The sequence below is a fragment of the uncultured Roseobacter sp. genome (assembly GCF_947492555.1).
Lineage (GTDB): Bacteria > Pseudomonadota > Alphaproteobacteria > Rhodobacterales > Rhodobacteraceae > Roseobacter.
The window spans coordinates 138,015-154,310 of sequence record NZ_CANLNE010000002.1 but is presented as its reverse complement, the minus strand read 5'-3'; the positions used below and the strand labels follow the sequence as shown (position 1 = coordinate 154,310).

At 53.0% G+C, this 16,296-nt stretch carries 21 protein-coding genes; 9 read left to right on the top strand and 12 right to left on the bottom strand.

Going from position 1 to position 16,296, the window contains the following annotated elements; translation table 11 throughout:
• Window positions 1–23: 23 nt before the first annotated feature.
• The 4 genes from Q1A07_RS07810 to Q1A07_RS07795 are packed head-to-tail and all read right to left on the bottom strand — an operon-like array spanning window position 24 to window position 3,775.
• A complete protein-coding gene (locus Q1A07_RS07810; RefSeq protein ID WP_299779510.1) occupies window positions 24–569 on the bottom strand; it encodes a hypothetical protein in 546 nt (181 codons plus the stop codon).
• Window positions 562–1,842: a restriction endonuclease subunit S gene (locus Q1A07_RS07805; protein ID WP_299779508.1), complete on the bottom strand. Its 1,281-nt coding sequence runs from the start codon at window positions 1,840–1,842 to the stop codon at window positions 562–564. Before Q1A07_RS07805 ends, Q1A07_RS07810 begins: the two co-directional genes overlap by 8 nt.
• Window positions 1,839–3,344 (bottom strand): type I restriction-modification system subunit M, encoded by a 1,506-nt coding sequence (locus Q1A07_RS07800; protein WP_299779506.1) that lies wholly within the window; start codon window positions 3,342–3,344, stop codon window positions 1,839–1,841. The genes Q1A07_RS07805 and Q1A07_RS07800 overlap by 4 nt, the downstream gene beginning before the upstream one ends.
• The gene (locus tag Q1A07_RS07795; RefSeq protein ID WP_299779504.1) at window positions 3,341–3,775 is read right to left on the bottom strand and encodes a helix-turn-helix transcriptional regulator; all 435 of its coding nucleotides are present in this window, start codon (window positions 3,773–3,775) and stop codon (window positions 3,341–3,343) included. Before Q1A07_RS07795 ends, Q1A07_RS07800 begins: the two co-directional genes overlap by 4 nt.
• A gap of 113 nt (window positions 3,776–3,888) precedes the next feature.
• Here Q1A07_RS07795 and Q1A07_RS07790 point away from each other — a divergent pair, with 113 nt between their 5' ends.
• From Q1A07_RS07790 to Q1A07_RS07775, 4 genes are all read left to right on the top strand, one after another.
• Window positions 3,889–4,110: a helix-turn-helix transcriptional regulator gene (locus Q1A07_RS07790; RefSeq protein WP_299779502.1), complete on the top strand. Its 222-nt coding sequence runs from the start codon at window positions 3,889–3,891 to the stop codon at window positions 4,108–4,110.
• On the top strand, window positions 4,107–4,403 hold the full coding sequence (locus Q1A07_RS07785; protein WP_299779500.1) for a hypothetical protein: 297 nt from the start codon (window positions 4,107–4,109) through the stop codon (window positions 4,401–4,403). Before Q1A07_RS07790 ends, Q1A07_RS07785 begins: the two co-directional genes overlap by 4 nt.
• 65 nt (window positions 4,404–4,468) lie before the next feature.
• Window positions 4,469–4,753 carry a hypothetical protein gene (locus tag Q1A07_RS07780; protein ID WP_299779498.1) on the top strand — a complete coding sequence of 95 codons (285 nt, stop codon included), beginning with the start codon at window positions 4,469–4,471 and terminating at the stop codon, window positions 4,751–4,753.
• A 38-nt stretch (window positions 4,754–4,791) separates the two neighbouring features.
• On the top strand, window positions 4,792–5,181 hold the full coding sequence (locus Q1A07_RS07775; protein WP_299779496.1) for a hypothetical protein: 390 nt from the start codon (window positions 4,792–4,794) through the stop codon (window positions 5,179–5,181).
• A gap of 151 nt (window positions 5,182–5,332) precedes the next feature.
• Here the strand turns inward: Q1A07_RS07775 and Q1A07_RS07770 are convergent, their stop codons facing one another.
• Together Q1A07_RS07770 and Q1A07_RS07765 are read right to left on the bottom strand one after the other, a co-directional pair.
• Window positions 5,333–5,539: a hypothetical protein gene (locus Q1A07_RS07770; protein ID WP_299779494.1), complete on the bottom strand. Its 207-nt coding sequence runs from the start codon at window positions 5,537–5,539 to the stop codon at window positions 5,333–5,335.
• Between the two features lie 68 nt (window positions 5,540–5,607).
• Window positions 5,608–5,784 carry a hypothetical protein gene (locus Q1A07_RS07765; protein ID WP_299779493.1) on the bottom strand — a complete coding sequence of 59 codons (177 nt, stop codon included), beginning with the start codon at window positions 5,782–5,784 and terminating at the stop codon, window positions 5,608–5,610.
• A gap of 174 nt (window positions 5,785–5,958) precedes the next feature.
• On the opposite strand from Q1A07_RS07765, the gene Q1A07_RS07760 reads away from it, so the two are divergent.
• The 4 genes from Q1A07_RS07760 (at window position 5,959) to Q1A07_RS07745 (ending at window position 10,388) form a co-directional block, all read left to right on the top strand.
• A complete protein-coding gene (locus tag Q1A07_RS07760) occupies window positions 5,959–7,194 on the top strand; it encodes a hypothetical protein (protein ID WP_299779491.1) in 1,236 nt (411 codons plus the stop codon).
• Window positions 7,195–7,609: 415 nt separating this feature from the next.
• On the top strand, window positions 7,610–8,095 hold the full coding sequence (locus Q1A07_RS07755) for a hypothetical protein (RefSeq protein ID WP_299779489.1): 486 nt from the start codon (window positions 7,610–7,612) through the stop codon (window positions 8,093–8,095).
• A 44-nt stretch (window positions 8,096–8,139) separates the two neighbouring features.
• Window positions 8,140–8,730: a recombinase family protein gene (locus tag Q1A07_RS07750; protein ID WP_299779487.1), complete on the top strand. Its 591-nt coding sequence runs from the start codon at window positions 8,140–8,142 to the stop codon at window positions 8,728–8,730.
• A gap of 248 nt (window positions 8,731–8,978) precedes the next feature.
• Window positions 8,979–10,388: an RNA-binding domain-containing protein gene (locus tag Q1A07_RS07745; protein ID WP_299779485.1), complete on the top strand. Its 1,410-nt coding sequence runs from the start codon at window positions 8,979–8,981 to the stop codon at window positions 10,386–10,388.
• Between the two features lie 626 nt (window positions 10,389–11,014).
• Here Q1A07_RS07745 and Q1A07_RS07740 read toward each other — a convergent pair.
• Entirely contained in the window at window positions 11,015–11,869 is an 855-nt protein-coding gene (locus tag Q1A07_RS07740) for a sterol desaturase family protein (protein ID WP_299779483.1), read from the bottom strand.
• Window positions 11,866–12,423, bottom strand: a complete 558-nt coding sequence (locus Q1A07_RS07735; RefSeq protein WP_299779481.1) for a TetR/AcrR family transcriptional regulator — start codon at window positions 12,421–12,423, stop codon at window positions 11,866–11,868. Before Q1A07_RS07735 ends, Q1A07_RS07740 begins: the two co-directional genes overlap by 4 nt.
• Before the next feature lie 95 nt (window positions 12,424–12,518).
• Here Q1A07_RS07735 and Q1A07_RS07730 point away from each other — a divergent pair, with 95 nt between their 5' ends.
• Window positions 12,519–12,689 carry a GNAT family N-acetyltransferase gene (locus Q1A07_RS07730; RefSeq protein ID WP_299779479.1) on the top strand — a complete coding sequence of 57 codons (171 nt, stop codon included), beginning with the start codon at window positions 12,519–12,521 and terminating at the stop codon, window positions 12,687–12,689.
• 138 nt (window positions 12,690–12,827) lie between these two features.
• On the opposite strand, the gene Q1A07_RS07725 is transcribed toward Q1A07_RS07730, so the two are convergent.
• The 4 genes from Q1A07_RS07725 to Q1A07_RS07710 form a co-directional block, all read right to left on the bottom strand.
• Window positions 12,828–13,754: a DMT family transporter gene (locus tag Q1A07_RS07725; RefSeq protein WP_299779477.1), complete on the bottom strand. Its 927-nt coding sequence runs from the start codon at window positions 13,752–13,754 to the stop codon at window positions 12,828–12,830.
• A gap of 297 nt (window positions 13,755–14,051) precedes the next feature.
• The gene (locus tag Q1A07_RS07720) at window positions 14,052–14,597 is read right to left on the bottom strand and encodes an amino acid synthesis family protein (RefSeq protein ID WP_299779475.1); all 546 of its coding nucleotides are present in this window, start codon (window positions 14,595–14,597) and stop codon (window positions 14,052–14,054) included.
• A 2-nt stretch (window positions 14,598–14,599) separates the two neighbouring features.
• A complete protein-coding gene (locus Q1A07_RS07715) occupies window positions 14,600–15,757 on the bottom strand; it encodes an MFS transporter (protein ID WP_299779473.1) in 1,158 nt (385 codons plus the stop codon).
• A 14-nt stretch (window positions 15,758–15,771) separates the two neighbouring features.
• Window positions 15,772–16,185, bottom strand: a complete 414-nt coding sequence (locus tag Q1A07_RS07710) for an ester cyclase (RefSeq protein ID WP_299779471.1) — start codon at window positions 16,183–16,185, stop codon at window positions 15,772–15,774.
• Window positions 16,186–16,296: the final 111 nt, after the last annotated feature.

The following is a 16,296-nucleotide window of genomic DNA, read 5'->3' as shown; positions in this document are numbered from 1 at the left end:
GCAAAAAACGTTCTTGGCATCTCTTACTCCGTATCTAAAATCACATAATCGCTTAATTGGATGCCTGAAATTACGCGGTCACCCTTGTTAATTGTTTGTTTGGATATCAACAGCCGGGTCACATTTTCAGGTGTTCCCACACGGTAGAAATGCCATCCGAACAGTCCCAGAAGTGGGTTGAAAAAATAACTGTGGCTCGTCATGGCAATCACGGCGAATACTAGAATTGTGGGCACCCAGACGATCCAGTTGAGATCATTAAAATCTGCGGTGAACAACGGCATCAAGTAGAGCAGTATGATCGCTGTGTTTTCACGATCAGCAGGTTCAACAAAAGTTATGGGATGATCTTCAGGCGAACTCGCTTCTGTACTCACGCCGCTTTTTGTCTTTATGGCATCAAGAACGAAGACACAGACTCGAACAAGAAGCGCGGAGCCAAGGAACAGCATCATCATCGTGCCATAATGCTTGTTCAATGCTGCTACTGCTGCATATGTGAAGCCAACCGGTGCTATTGCTGTTGCTGTCAAAGCAAGCCGTGCAAAGATCGTAAGCCCACTACGCATTGATTGCCACCCGACGTTTACCGGTCAGGAGTTGCTGCATCAGGGCCTTCTTCTCGGTGCGGAGTTTTTCTATCGACAAGCGATGCTCCTCAATCTGAGCGTCTACGTCATCAAAAACGGCAACTATCTTCTCCTGCTCGTTCTCGCAGGGAACTTGTATCGGCAAAGCTCCAATTATTTTCGTATTGAGGTTCAGCATTGTCTGACCGACAGCGTTTTCCTCAAGCCAGCTTCGGCAAAACTCCATCTGGAGGAGTTTGGATAGAAAGCGTGCGAGTCTGAAACTCGATGGTCTTGCTCGCAAACAGCCAGTCCCGCAGATGCACGGTCCATCTGCTTCTGTGACCAGCGCAGTTCGAGCAACGTCGCCCCTGCGACTAAAAAGCAAATCTCCGACCAAGAGACGATGTTTCACTAAGTCGTTGGACCTTTCTTGCTCGATGAAGTCACAAACTGAGAAATCCACCGATCCATTGATCAAAGCTTTGGGCATGACTACCGCGACACCATCCTTGTGGGTGGAATACTCTTCAGCCTTCAGTTGGCTCCCAAACGGGCCTGTTTGTAATTTACAAACATCCCCCAACCGCACCTCTTTCCATTCCTGACCTTCAAATTCAGGGAAGCGGCGTTTGCCGGTGAGGAGCGACTGCATGAGGGCGCGTTTCTGGGTGCGGGCGGTGGAGAGCAGCGCCTCACTCACCTCAATGGCCCGGTCCCAGGTGGAGAGAATATCCGCGATCTTTCGTTGTTCGGGGAGTGGGGGAAGGTCGAACTCAAAATTCAGCCACCGGTCAAGCTTGAAGATCATCTTTTCGACGTGAACGCCAATGCTCGAATGAAAACACGTCTGCTGGAAGAAAATCGAATGGGCCAAATAATTCAAGAATTTCAGGTCGATCTCGTTGGTACCATTGAGCACGGCGTACTCGTTGGACACCACAGACCCACCCAGTTCGTCCGGCACCAAACCACATGCTCCATGGACGATTTGACGCTTGGAAATCAGGAAGTCACCTGGCTCAATAAGATACTGGGATTTGACCAACACATCTCGGCCAAGAAAACTACCACGGTCGACAACACCGCCACGTGCACGTTTCACAGTGACGAGTTTGTATTCCTCATCATCCACCATCCTTATTGGCCGCCGAACCTCATGCAGAAAACGACCAAGTGGCGCTCTGGCCCAACCGTCAGGGGTATCGCCTAACTTGGGAATGCCAGGCTGGACTGTAGCAGGGAAAGAACTGGTTAAGGTGACTGCGTTCATGAGTAACCAAGCTCTTGGAGATACCCCTCCATGCGGGTTTCCAACTCGGCCAGATCAGTTTTCAGCCGGGTTCGTTCTTCACGAACGGCCATTAGGTCGATCTCTTCTTCTTCCTCAAACGTGTCCACATACCGGGGAATGTTGAGGTTGAAGTCGTTCTCGGTGATCTCCTCCACTGTGGCCCGATAGGCGTATTTGTCCACCGTTTCCCGGGTCCGGTATGTCTCTACGATCTTGGTCAGATGTGCCTCGTTCAGCGCGTTCTGGTTGGTGCCTGCCTCGAACTCCCGGCTCGCATCGATGAACATTACCGAGGTATCGGGTTTGAACTTCCGGAACAGCAGGACCGCCGCCGGGATGCCAGTGCCAAAGAACAGCTTTTCCGGCACGCCGATAACTGCATCCAACAGGTTTTCCTCGACCAGCTTTTGCCTTATCTTGCCCTCGGATGATCCCCGGAACAGCACCCCATGGGGCACCACCACGGCCATACGCCCGGTCTGGGGTTTCATGGTCTCGATCATATGCAGGATGAAGGCATAATCCCCCTTGGTCTTGGGCGGCATACCCCGGCGGAACCGGCCAAACTTGTCGGTCTCGGCGGCTTCAGTCCCCCACTTTTCCAGACTGAAGGGCGGATTGGCTACAACCACGTCATAGTGGCGAAGGGTGTCGTCTGTGGTGCGTAGCTTGGGGTTGCGGATGGTATCCCCCCATTCGACCTGATGGTTCTCTTCCCCATGCAGAAACAGGTTCATCTTGGCCAGGGCCCAGGTGGAGCCAATCGCCTCCTGACCGAACAGCGCATAACGTTTGGTGCTGGTACGGTCCCGGATCAGCCGCCCACACTTCATCAGCAAGGATGCTGAGCCACATGTGGGATCGCAGATGTCATCCCCTTCCTGAGGATCGACCAGCCGGGCCATGAGTTCACTGACCTCAGCGGGGGTATAAAATTCCCCGGCCTTCTTGCCCGCCGTGGCGGCAAACCGGCTGATCAGGTATTCATAGGCCCCACCGATGATGTCGAGTTGACCCACCCGGGATGGCCGCAGATCGAGGGCGGGTTTGGCGAAGTCTTCAAGCAGGTGGCGGAGGATGTCGTTCTTCTGTTCTTCATCACCCAGTTTGTTGCTGTTGAAGCTGATATCCTGGAATACGCCCCGCAGCTTGGTGCCATTGGCTTCTTCAATGGCATGCAGGGCCTTGTCAATCCGTTCCCCATTTCCTGCCTCATGACGGCGTCTATGGAGCGCGTCGAACCCAGCCCCATTTGGTAACACAAATGCCTCTTGCAGCATCATTGCCTCTACAAGATCAGGGGCATCGGGATGCTCTTCCGTGTAGCGGGCACGATGGTCCTTCCATACGTCGCTGACGTATTTGAGGAAGAGCATGGTAAGAACGAAATCCTTGTAGATCGACGGATCGACCACGCCCCGGAAGGTATCACATGCTCCCCATGCAGCTTTGTTGATTTCAGATTGGGTGATGGGGTTCATGATTGTTTTACCTGTTTGAATATTAGTGTGACCAACCCTTGATATCGACTGGCGTCAAAACCCTTTGCCCGGATGTCAGGCGGCTGGTTACCCTCCTGTCTGAGAACTTCAACGACAGCATCACGTATAAGGTCTGGTGATGGTCTTGCCTCCAAGGTCTGAACGCATTCCTCAACCATGATGACCACCGCGCCTATCAGATCATAGAGTTTGTCCGGCGATGCTGAGACAGTATCCCCCTGGAAAAGCTTTCTGGCATCGACGCCGTAAAGATCGGCAAGCTCGAACAAGCGTTCAGCGGTCAGGGTTTCTGATCGATTTTCCATACGCCAGATTTGTGTCCGCTTCACGCCCAATGCTTCCGCTGCCTGGTTGACCGACAGACCAGCTTTTTCCCGGGCGTCCTTGATGCGTTCGAAGAGAGTGTCCACAATGATGCCTGTTTGTGATGGCGTTTCATTTTGTGCAACGTTTCCCGATCAAATGCAACAATCATGTAAGATTCTTATAGCGAATCATTATGTTTCTTAATATGCAACATCTCATGACGCTGAAGGAATATCTCGATCTCAATAAAGTAAGCCTGAAGGCATTTGGTGAACGCTGCGGTGTAAGTGCAGCGACCATCCTACGCGCCCGTGATGGTGTTGTGTTGCCCAGCCGGAAGACCATGCAGGCTATCATCAAAGCAACTGATGGCCAGGTCACACCGGCTGACGTGTGGCGGATCGACGATTGTTCTGTGACCAAGAAGGAGACCCGATGACCGCTGAAACCCTCGCTCTGATTGCCGCCTATTTCCTGTGCTCCGAAGCTGCCGAAGTCAGAGTCCTGCCCCCTGCCGAAGCAGCAGCCTGTGTGGACATCTACACCGATGTGAAGCTGTCATTTGTGGATGGAGTGGATCGTGATGATTACGATGCATTGAGCACCTCTGAGCGGGCTGAGGTGAACCGTAGGGGATATGCTGGATACATTGCCTGGCGGGATGAGAACTCGACCCTGGTGGTGCAGTTGGAGCGCGATGCACAGGATCAGATCGCAACCGAAGGCAGCTAGTGTGGCGCTTCATTTTTCACAAACGGTTTTCACCATACCGAATTTGGCAAAGACTGAAGGGCGTTGTGGATCGATGGTTTGACCCCTCGGTGACCGTGATTAACCTATCCGTTCCTGATCTCACTGCCCAGCAAATCGTTGACGAGATCAATACCATCGCACAGAGCCCAAGAGCGGCCCGTTCAGGCTGGTTGCGCACTCGCTGGGCAATGATGACACCAACACAGCGGCTGGCCTGGTCAGAGCGCCGTAGAGGGCCCTTGATGATCATGTGGATGCGTGGTGGACCGGATGGTTTCCGGGGACTGGGCCAAAGCTTCTCCGAAGCCTTGGAAGAGATCGACCGATAAGCATTGACGACATCGGTCATAGTGGGAGGATTTCATTCGTGAAGAAAAAACAGATCAATCAGATCGAATACATCACTGTTACAGCCGATGAGAAGCAGGCCATTTTTGAGCGACTGCTTCGCCGGAATCATATCCGTGCCGAGGTGAGCCTGCCTTCCCTCGATATCCCGAAGCTTTATCGACAGCAGCTTGAGCGGCTCATGGATCAGAAGTACCGGGAACGATTGAAGCCATATCTGGAAGCGGCTTGTGAGCAGTTTCCGGGTACCCCGGGCATCCCGGGGCGAATGAAGCTACATCGCGATGCTATGGCCCATGCCCGGCAGGCTCTGCTCGAAGCTGAGGGTCACTGCAACCCAGACCCAGAACCCACAACTCTTCAGAAAGTAACGACACTGTACACGTCCAGCAAGCTGCCACCGGTATAGGCTTCTTCGAACCTGGTCACCGGATCACCGTTTTTCCCCAAATACCAAAAACGCCAATTTGAGGAGAACGATGATGATGCTATCATTTCACAAATCCGACCTAGAGCCTGGTGCACCACGGTTCCTTCCGCATCCAATGGTTACCATTGTGCTATCGCTTGGAGCAGGGCTTCCTCTTGAGGGAGGGATTGCGGATTTCCTTCATGACCATGGCATTGATATCGATGTTGCCAAGAGCCGGTGGTACTTCGAAATCTGGAACCGTGGTGATGTCGATGAAATCGCGGCCAAAGCATCCTTCGCTTGGCAGGACGGCAATGTAATAGTCGAAGCAGTTCACATCGAGCCAGATTACCATGGCCTGAACCTGGAACCATATCTCCGCACTCTGGGGTTCGGTGTTTGGGGTGTGAGTGCGATCAGCAATCATGCTGCTGATGTCAGCAACTCATCACTCTCTTCATCACCGTCCGCATAAACATAGGCGTTTACGCAGTCCTCAAGGATGGCTGCAAGCTGCCTGCGTTCCGTCAATCTCAAATCGGCCAACATCTCGATGACATCCTGATCGACGTTTTTTATCGTAATTGTTTTGCGTTTCATGTCGTTCACCTCCTCAGACTATTTATGTCCGGGGAAACATCCGCCGTACCCTGAGGAGCCCGAATAACATTGATGGTAAACCTGCCGGAATCCCTTGGGATGCCCACTTTTGGAAATCTGCGCCTAAGTATGACGAAGAGGTCGATAAACGGCCCTGCATATGAGGCAAAATAAATGGCACAAATTACAAAACGGAAACGACTTTCGATTGATAAAATCAGAGCCGTGCACAAGTGTACAGAACTAACCAATCGTGGATTACCTAAGCAGAAGGAGGCAGCACTCTCAGTATTGGCACAACACCGTGAATTCGATCACATCACCCAAAAGGTACAGTCTTGCACCAGAAAGCGCCCCTGCAACAATAAGTGGTGCACCACCTGTTCAAACCCACGCAAACGGCGAAGTAAACGCCACCTGAAATCAGACAGGCGTCTGACCCAGAATGCATGCAATGGTACTTCGACAGCCCTCGGTGCCCTGTCGTCTAACTACCAGGTCCGTGGTGGTCAGAGAATGGTCGAGCCTTTTGTCGGTTTACCATTGATCCTGCTTCATTGCATTACCATCAATCTGGCCCTGGTGGCACTTGATGGGAGCTTGTGTGATGAAATCGAACGGATAAAACGCCGCCTTCGAAAAGCTCTGAACAGGTTGACCCCTGGGCACATTGCCCGTGGTAAGTTTGATATGGTGTTGAAGACCATTGATGGGCTTACCTTCGATATCCCTGAGGAAGAACTGGACCGTACTGCGCTCAAATCTCACATTGCTGGTCAGCGATGTGGGATGCTGCACATCCACTTTGTTCTTTTCGATCCCTGGATGTCGTCTGAAGAAATCCGGAAGGTACTCGTCGCTGAATTCCCCGGCAGAAAGCGGGTATGTGTCCGTGCACCATATCAAGACATCAAGCATGACGACGGCACCGTTACGCATGGCGTGCAGGGGTTCCTTGAGTACGCCAGCCTGGAGAAGGTTGAGATCGACTTCGGCATGGATTCAGCCCAGGCCGTTATAGAATTTGCTCGTCTTGATGAAACCTGGTCACGTCGCAACAGGAACTTTAGCACTGGAAAGCGTCCTGATGATATCAACACCATAGTTGATACGGACCGAGTGAAAGAACTGGAAGCACAGCGGTTCAGGAAGAGGATAAAAAAGAACTGGAAGACGTTGAGCTATGCGGAGCAGTTTATTCACATCTGGATGACTGATCCGAAGGGTTGTCTGGAAACGGTAAAGACCAGGACCTTTGCCAGGATCATTGATGATTTTCCGGATATATTGCTCTCATATATGAGTAACTCGTCCCCACCACCGGATTTTGAAACCCCAATAAAAAAAGGCGCAAATTGGATCGTCAGTTCAGGATTGTACGGCAAACTGGTTTCGCAGCCATCCGACTAAGTATTTGGGTGATCCGGGTCTGATGGACCAATAATCTGCCATCCCCGTCCGGTTAAACCAAGTATTTACGCTTTCAGATGCCCCAAACGCCCACATGATCCATGATCGTGTTGATGACGCACGTCTTGTGGAATCCGAACTCCTCCCGCATCTGACTGCTGCCGTGGATGTGCGATGTGCTATCCAGTGGACTTAACTAGTGTTCAAAAAACCCACCGGGAAATGGATAACATCTGTCACTGATTTCTATCGTTTTTTCGTTCCTGCCATTGGCGTTCACAAAACAGATGGTTCTTGAACACCTCAATGGGCTTTGGGGGGCTTTGCTGCCGATAGTTTAAATCAGTGCTATTGACAGAATAGAGCGTCGATGACTATTTGTAGCATTAGATAGTGCTGAAAATAGGATTCATCCATGAGCATCTCAACCAACCCAACCGACTACGTATATGTGCCGCTTCGTGCCGACCTGTTTGCTGAGTTGATCCGACGTTCAGGCCGATCAGATGTGTCTGTGTATGTCGAGAACCAGGTGCAGGATTTCCTGGAGGCGACGAAGGGTGACCCCTCGATCTGGTCGGCAGAATACATTGAGCGTCAGGCCCAGGACACGGATCAGGAGTTTTTCAAGAAGTACGGTAACCCGAGCCGGGGGTATCAGTGGCAGAACCTGTTTCTGCCCAATGGCAGTCAAATTCGAATGACCTACCGTGGTGAGGCCCATTACGCATACATTCAACATGAACGCCTCAGGTTCGGGTCACAGGATTTGTCACCATCCGAATTTGCCCGGTCGGTGGCCAACAATACAAACCGCAATGCATGGCGGGACATCTATGTTCAGTTCCCCGGTGAGGCCGATTGGAAGTTTGCTGACGATCTGAGGCGGCAGGGGAAGTGATTTCAATACCAGCATCGATCACCCCACCCTGACAGCGAGGAACCATGCATCTGATGAAAACTGCAATCTACGCCCGTGTATCGACCGACCACCAGACAACCGAAAACCAGTTGCGTGACCTGACTGAAACCGGAGGGCGTCTCGGATGGGATATCATCCATACCTTCGTTGATGATGGTATCAGTGGCTCGAAGGGTAGAGATCAGCGCCCTGCGTTCAATCAGATGATGCAGGCCGTAAACCGACGTGAGATTGATCTGGTGGCTGCATGGTCTGTAGATCGGCTGTCACGGTCTCTCAGCGACCTTGTGGGGTTCATGGATGATCTGCGTTCCCGGGACATCGGATTATATCTTCACCAGCAGAATTTGGACACCACAACACCGTCGGGCCGAGCCATGTTGGGCCTTCTGGGCGTGTTTGCTGAATTCGAAATCGCAACGACCCGTTCACGTGTGATTGCCGGGCAGCAGCGGGCACGAGCCCAGGGAAAGCGGATTGGGCGTCCACCACTTCAGGGGTATAAGATGAAGGAGGTTCGTCAGCACTTGATCTCAGGTAAGAGTATCCGGCAGACGGCCAAATTGGTCGGGTGCAGCGTCGGCATGGTGCACCGGATCAAGCAAAGCCAATAACCCAAGGATCGCTTGCAATGCTATTAGACTCACCCAGCCGAGGTCCTTTGGATTCAAAATCAAGGTGATGAAGGGTCGAAGCGGTTTTTGCCCGCACCCGTTCTCCGGAAAACTACCGTTAAAAAAGCTGCTTCCCAGGGCAAACACCTCATGTATCAAGTGAATAGGTTGTTAGCTCATCTCATGCTGGCAACGCCGAAATGGGCCATGTAGTCTCGGGAAACAGGGCAAATTGGATTGGAACATCGATGATCACAGAGCAGACACTTCAAGGTTGGCGAGACTCTGATCCAGAAAACGAAAATCTTGAGTTTAAAGAAGCAAAGACTCAATATGACCGAAACAAAATGTTTAAGTATTGCGTCGCTCTGGCCAATGAAAGAGGTGGGTATCTTGTTTTTGGAGTCTCTGACAAGATTCCACGCCAGATTGTTGGCACTGAGGCATTCCCTGATCTTGGTAAACTCAAAGGCGATATCCGGGCAAACACGGGGTTAAATGTAAATGTTCAAGAGTTAACCGTTGATGGTGTGCGAGTTCTCGTTCTTCGCGCACCGAGCCGTCCAAATGGCACTGCATATGACTTCAAGGGTGCGTATTACATGCGGTCTGGCGACGAGCTTGTGCCAATGACTGAAGATCGCTTGAGAGAGATTTTCAACGAAGGTCGCGCATGGGACACGCAGCACATTCTCTTCGGGTTGGAAGCTGGTGATGTTGAAGAACTCTTGGATATTGGTGCGTTCTATTCTCTTCGGAAGTCGACCCAGCCTGATAACCTAGAAGAATCCATCAATGACATGGTTAACCTTCGTCTTGTCCACCGTGACGGCAAGCGTCTTAACATGACGAACATGGCTGCGATGATGTTGGCCAAAGACCTCACGAAGTTCTCCGGGCTAAGCCGTAAGGCTCCCCGTCTTATCGTTTACAACGGGAACAACAAACTCGACACGAGGCACGATATTATTGGTCAGCGTGGATATGCGGTCGGATTTCAGGGACTGGTTCGTGAGTGTATGACACACATTCCACAGAATGAAGTGGTTGAGGATGCGCTGCGAAAGACAGTGCCGCTTCTGCCTGAGAGACCATTGCGTGAGATACTGGCGAATGCGTTGATCCACCAGGACTTCTATGCAACGGGCACCGGACCGATTTTTGAAATTTACCTGAACCGATTGGAGGTATCCAACCCCGGCGTCCCCATTGTTCCCGTGGAACGCTTTATCGACGCTCACAAGTCGAGGAATGAGCAACTTGCTTGGGCGATGAACCAATTCAATATTTGTGAAGAACGAAGCAGTGGAATCGACAGGTTGGTTGAGACCGCTGAATTCTTTCAGCTACCTGCTCCAGAATTCTTGTCTTCCTTTGAGTCTACTACTGTCGTGGTTCATGGTCCTCGACGTTTCACACAAATGACCGCTGACGACAAAATCCGAGCCTGTTATCAGCATTGTGGGTTGAAGCATGTGATGAGGGAGCAGATGACGAATGAATCTTTGTGTCGAAGGTTTGGATTTGATGATGATAGTGGTAAGAAGACTGTATCAAGGATAATCAAGGCGACCGTTGATGCTGGTTTGGTTGTCGCCGATCCGACCGTTGCAGGTTCCAGAAAGTACGCACGTTATGTTCCTGCATGGTCTGTCTAGGTCTAGAGATGATTCTTTTCCGCTTACCCCCATGTCAAGATTTTTTATGCTCAAAATATCCTTGAAATACAGGGGCTTCTTAAAACCGCTTATTGGACACTTCTTCGAAGATGCGCAGGATATCCACTACATTTAGTGCTAATTATGTTGCTTTGATCAGATCGTTTACTTCGGGAAGCATTAGATTTAAATGTCTCAGACTTCGAGAGCGAAGACTGTTCGCTTTCGGTAGTGACGAACTCCCGCAACCAACTAAACTTCCGAAGCGCCAACAGATGCCAAATCTGGGGCGCTTCTGTTGTTTTTAGACCCGTCAATCACCGCTTTCTGCTGCGCAATCGCATGGTCCGTCAGTCGTGGTTTGGCTTTCTCTTGTGTGGCCATCCCAATGATACCCGCGAGTGATCCATGAAGATTAGATAACATACGGTTCTCGCCTACATCTGGTGTCAGAACGATCTTATCGATCAGGGATCGGACAACTTCCGTCGCCTCCGGCATTCTTGCGAGCGACGATGCACCGGGCTGCGTTCTGGCGCGAGTAGCGGCAGCAGAACCGGGTTGCGTGCCATTGTGGGGGCAAGACGGCGAGTTTGAAACACAAGCCGCTGGTATGGCGCTTAACCTCAGCTTTCAGTCGTTGGTTGTTCCTTTTGCGACCAACCGGGTGCGCGAAAGAGAACGGAGATGGCTTCGCTCACACTTTTGGAGCGACGAACATCTCGGAGAAGATCGGGCCATTCCGAGAACCACACCTTGATTGGGTTCTGGCTGTTGAAGTCGCGCTTCAGGCCATAGCGCGGGGTTTCTTCTTCAACCTGAAACGTCCCCCAAATCCGATCCCAAACAATCAGGATGCCACCGTAGTTCTTGTCGAGATACTTATCATCGCAACCATGATGGACCCGGTGGTGCGAAGGGGTGTTCAGAACACTTTCGAGCGGCCCCAACTTACTTATCAGCTCGGTGTGCAGCCATGTCTGATAGGCCAGTACGGAGATCACCCCAAAGATGATTGCCTCCGGTGGAAAGCCCATGAGCGCTAGGGGGATATGAGCAATGAGCGACCACACACCCTCCAGCGGACCAAACCGGACACCCGTGATGATGTTCATGTCTCGGGACGAATGATGCACAGCGTGCTGTGTCCAAAGCAGGCGCACCTCATGCGCAATGCGGTGTTCCCAATAATAGGTGATGTCCGCCAGCAGGACGATGATGAGCAAGCTCCACCAGGTCACCGGGATTGTCCAAGGAAGCCCCTGGGCAATAATCCAGTAGAGACCGTAGGCCCCGGTCAAGATGAAGGTTTCAACCAATAGGTACGGGATTTGCGTCGATGCACTCGCTAGCATTTCACCGAATGTCCTTGCCCTGAACTCGCCCTTGAACACCATCTCGGCAATCTCGATCAGCAGGATCGCGGCACCGATGAGGAAGAACGCGTCATCGATCTGAATCGTAAGATTTTCCAGGCTCATTGGGTGCTTCCTTTCAATCCTTGAGACAGCGTTCGCCAGGCCAAATCCGCCGCTTGTTTCGGTGTCGCTTCGCCTGATCGGACAAGGGACCACGCTGCATAGGTGAGGTTTTCATAGGCTTGGACGATCCATGCTGTCGGCACATTCGCGTCGAAGGCGCCTTCCTTCTTTGCTTCCTCGACATCACGCCGAAGCTCTTCGAGGCTCGCGTCGTAAGCGGCGGCAATCTCAGGGTCTGCTTCCAGCCCTTCGTTGGCCAGGAACCATTGCCGATTCGCCAGCGGCACAGTTGCAACCAGGGAAAGGCGAAAGCCCTCTGCATAGCTCGATGCGTCGGCTGTTGCCTCGTCGACAGCGTTATCGAGTTCTGCCATCGCAGTCTTGGCCAAAGCGCGCATCAGCTCGGGTCTACCAGGAAAGTGCCGATGCAGCGTCGCGCGGCCTACACCTGCACGCTGTGCGATGTCGCTAAGCGAAGCCGCTTGGTTTTCTGAGAAAACCTCGAAGGCGGCTTCGATGATCGCGTCTCGAGTTGTTGGTCTAATTCGATTCATGAGACTAATATGTCTCATATGAGACATCTATTCAAGACCTTCCATGGATGAATCCGTTCATGGGAAGGAGAAAAGCAAAAAGAGAGGAACCAAAGATGCTTGTTGAGTATATGGAAGAGTTAGTGCAGGAAAATGCACTTTCGGAAGTCACGCTTCATTCCTCGCTTACTGCGCAGAGTTTCTACACCGCTCTTGGTTATGATTATTCAGAATTCCAAATGCACGATGAAGGCCCCTTTGTATTGATGCGAAAAACGCTGAGCTAAAGGTCCGTTTCGCGGAAGTTGCACCGCAGCGCTGGATGGGACGGTCAGTGGCTGGTCAGGGCCGCCAGTGGCAGCCGTCCTGGCGGCGAGGACCGGATATTGCGCTGCCCCCATCCCAGGTCAGCAATGGGCCCAGAGTCACTGCTTTGGACTCTTGGCGAGAACGGTCGAAACGGTACGCGCTTTTCGACTTTTCGTTATGGCAACCGCGCCAAGCACCAAAGCGCAGGCGATAGCCTGGGGCGCTGTGATCGCCTCGCCGAATGCAAGAAATCCAACCGCAAACATGGTGGGCAATTCCACGCTGCCGACAACGGCAGTCTGGGATGCACCAATCACGGGCGAGCAGACGGTGTAAATGAGTTGTGGGACAAGCGCTGTGACCAGGCCGATTCCGACGATTAACAGCCAATCAGTCCGATCCCCGGGGAGCAATTCGGCAACTTCAGAACTCAGAACAAGCGGTGCAAGACCAAGAACAGACCCCAACGAAACCGAGGCAATTCGTGCGAGTGGAGCGATCTGGGACAGTTTATACACCAGTACGCAAATCCCGAAACCGAAACCGAAGGGAGCTGCGAGCGACATCACCAAAAGCGGCATGTGCTCAATGGGGACAGAGGCCGGTGATCCTGCGATGATTGCGGCCAGCACGATCAGGCCAGAGGCCATCGAGGCGCGCCGTGTCGGGGCATCGGCAAACAAGGCCCAGGCGATGACAATGGTGAACACCGGATACGTCATGTAGAGCACACCTACGGTAGACGCAGGCAACGTCTCTAATGCCGTTACATACCCTATCCACCCAAGTCCCATAACTGCCCCGGCGGAAAGGCCCCACGCGATCTGTCGCCACGCTTTTCGGTTCGCAAAGAGGACAGGGCATAGCACCACTGCCGCGACAATGTAGCGATAGAATGCAACAGTATGAGGTGCAACGCCCTGCTCAGTCAGTCCCCGGCTGAAGTAAGGAACCAACCCAAAACAGATTGATGCGAAAAGCACTCCTATAGTCGCGACGGTCTGTGGAACAGCTGGCCGAGATTCAGTGCAAGTTGTCGTCATTCCATAGGGCTAGCATGCGCCTGAGATGGTGTCTCGCGATACTTGTCGAATGGCGCGTTCGTTCCGCGGTCCAGACCTCGACAAACGTCGAAACCGAATACTTGCAGCGCATGGCGGCAATATGGGTTGCGACCGCAGCATTCGCTACCCCCTGCTGGACGTCGGCTTGGGGCCGTCAAGATCCAAGGCTACGTGTAGGGCAGGCGGGGTGCTGCACCGTCGCCGTTATCTGCTTCGACCCCGCAGTCACCAATGCTGCGCTTGTTACCAATGGCAGCTTAAAGACAGAATATCTGATCAAGAGGGACTTGGGCCTTTGCCAACACGCGGATGTGCGCGTGTTCCGTCCGACAGTCCAATACAAAGTACAACCTCGTCTGCGCGGGGTGCGTCTGGCACGCAGAGGGTCATCGTGTCGATGTGATCAAATGACCATGCCTCGTCTTTATGACCCAGTGGCAAATCAATGGACCCGGCCAAAGCCCCGACTTTGTGGTTGGAAGGCATCAGGGATTTCCCGCCACCAACGGTTGCGCGCACAGGTTTGCCAAGCGCGGGGTGCAACACAGCGGCACCATGCTCCATCGTGCCAGCCGACCCGACAAGGGCCGCTTTTCCGTAGCAAACTGGAGGCCGCTCCAACATGTTCACAAGCTCCTCAGTCAGCGATTGGCCAAGCTGCGCGCCAACGTCGAATAGGGGCGACAGGTCGTCTTGATGCATCCCGGCGAATGGGTTCCTGAAAACCGCCATCGCGGCAACGCGCGTGATCCGGTCACAGACCACACCCATTTCATCTGCAGTGATGATTTCCTTGGTGAATACCGTTTTTCGAGCGTCCATAGTCACACTGTCTTCTCCTGACCTGTAAGGGGTGCACCCTTGAGAAACTGAAACGCGATGCCAAGCGGAACCACCGTTGCGAAGAGGATCATTGCAAGCCAAAGTGGCCCCCGCGCATTGCCTGTCGCATCAAGGATCGCGCCTGCGACGGGTGGCGTGACCAACATGATCGCGTAGTAAACCGTAAAGAAAATCCCCATGCCGAAGGCCCTGACCTGAGGCCGCATGGCCTGCCCTGCCATTGCCATGATAACGCCAGCCGGGGCCATGCCGATTAGACCAAATAGCATACTTGCACCGAAGCTGGCGCCCGGCAGGCTGAGCAGTAGGAGCGCAGCGATTGCGCCACCCATGCAGAACACCAAAACAGTATTCCGCCCACCAAAGCGATCTACGATCTGCCCGCAGACCGCACCGGAAAAGATCATGATCCAGCTGCCGATGCTGATGATGCCAGCGGCGGCGATGGCGGATTGGCCGTGGTTCTCAAGAACCTTCGGCCCAAAGGCGAGATAGGTGACATAGGCGGCATTAAACACGCCCCATGCGGCAGCGGCACAGAAGATCAGACGCCATTCTTGCGCGGTCATTATGACCCGTTTGCCGCTATCTGCGTGCGGCAAATCGTGTGGCGGGCGGTACAACAGAAAGACGCCGAGGGCTGCGATCAGGCAATAGACTGAGGCCGCCTGAAACGGGACCTGCCAGCCATATGTCTGGGAAAGCCAAGCATGGCCGACTTGCCCCATTGCGATGCCGAAAGGCCAGGACATGACGAGGATGCTCATGGCCGTCGCGATCTCGCGGCCTTCGAACCAATCCGCGACCATCTTGGTGAAATAAAGCGAGGTGAACAGAAAACCAATCCCGGCAAAGACCCGGCCCATCCCAATGGTCCAGCTATCTGTTGCAAGGGAGGACGCGGCCCCACCCGCAGCCAATGCGCTCAACCCAAACACCACCATAACGCGATCTGATACGTAGCGTCCCCAATACCCGGCGGGGATGGCCAGAACCAATCCCGGTGCCATGAACAGCCCGATCAAGAAACCGATATCAACATAGTTCAGCCCGAAGGCAACGACCAGATCGTTACCCACGGACGCCACGGTTTGAAACTGGAAGCCAAGCCCGATACGGGCCAGAAAAAGTAAGCTCAAAATGCACCAGCGCATCACGCCCAGCCAAGTCCGCGCAGCGCGTGTACGTCGTTCCAAATCTTGGTCATGTGGCTGATCTTATCGCCATCGAACTGCATAATGTATGCGTAATCCGAGACCACGGATTTGCCAGTTGGTGCGACTGGTCCGCCTTCACCCGTTTGCGTTCCGTGGAATTCGGCGGCAGCAACGACAGTGCCCCTCGCGTAGTCCAGCGCAAAACCCGTCAGTTTGTAACGGCCATCCGGTACGGGCGTTAAAAGCCCCTTCATCCAGTCGGCATAGGCGGCGAGTGTCGTCGTTTGTCTCAACGCATCAGCTTGACATGAAAAGGTAGCACCTTCGTGGCAATATGTTTTGCAACCCTGCCATCCCTTGCCGGTTTCGCAGGCTTCGAAAAATGCCTTTGCGGTTTCGTATTGTGTCATTGTGCCATCCTCCATGTTGATGTGATGAAGTCAGCTTAGACCAACGCCCGCGGTGCCGGATATCGTGCAGATGCTGTAAGATCCGCGTCCTGCGTGCAGTATTCGAACTAC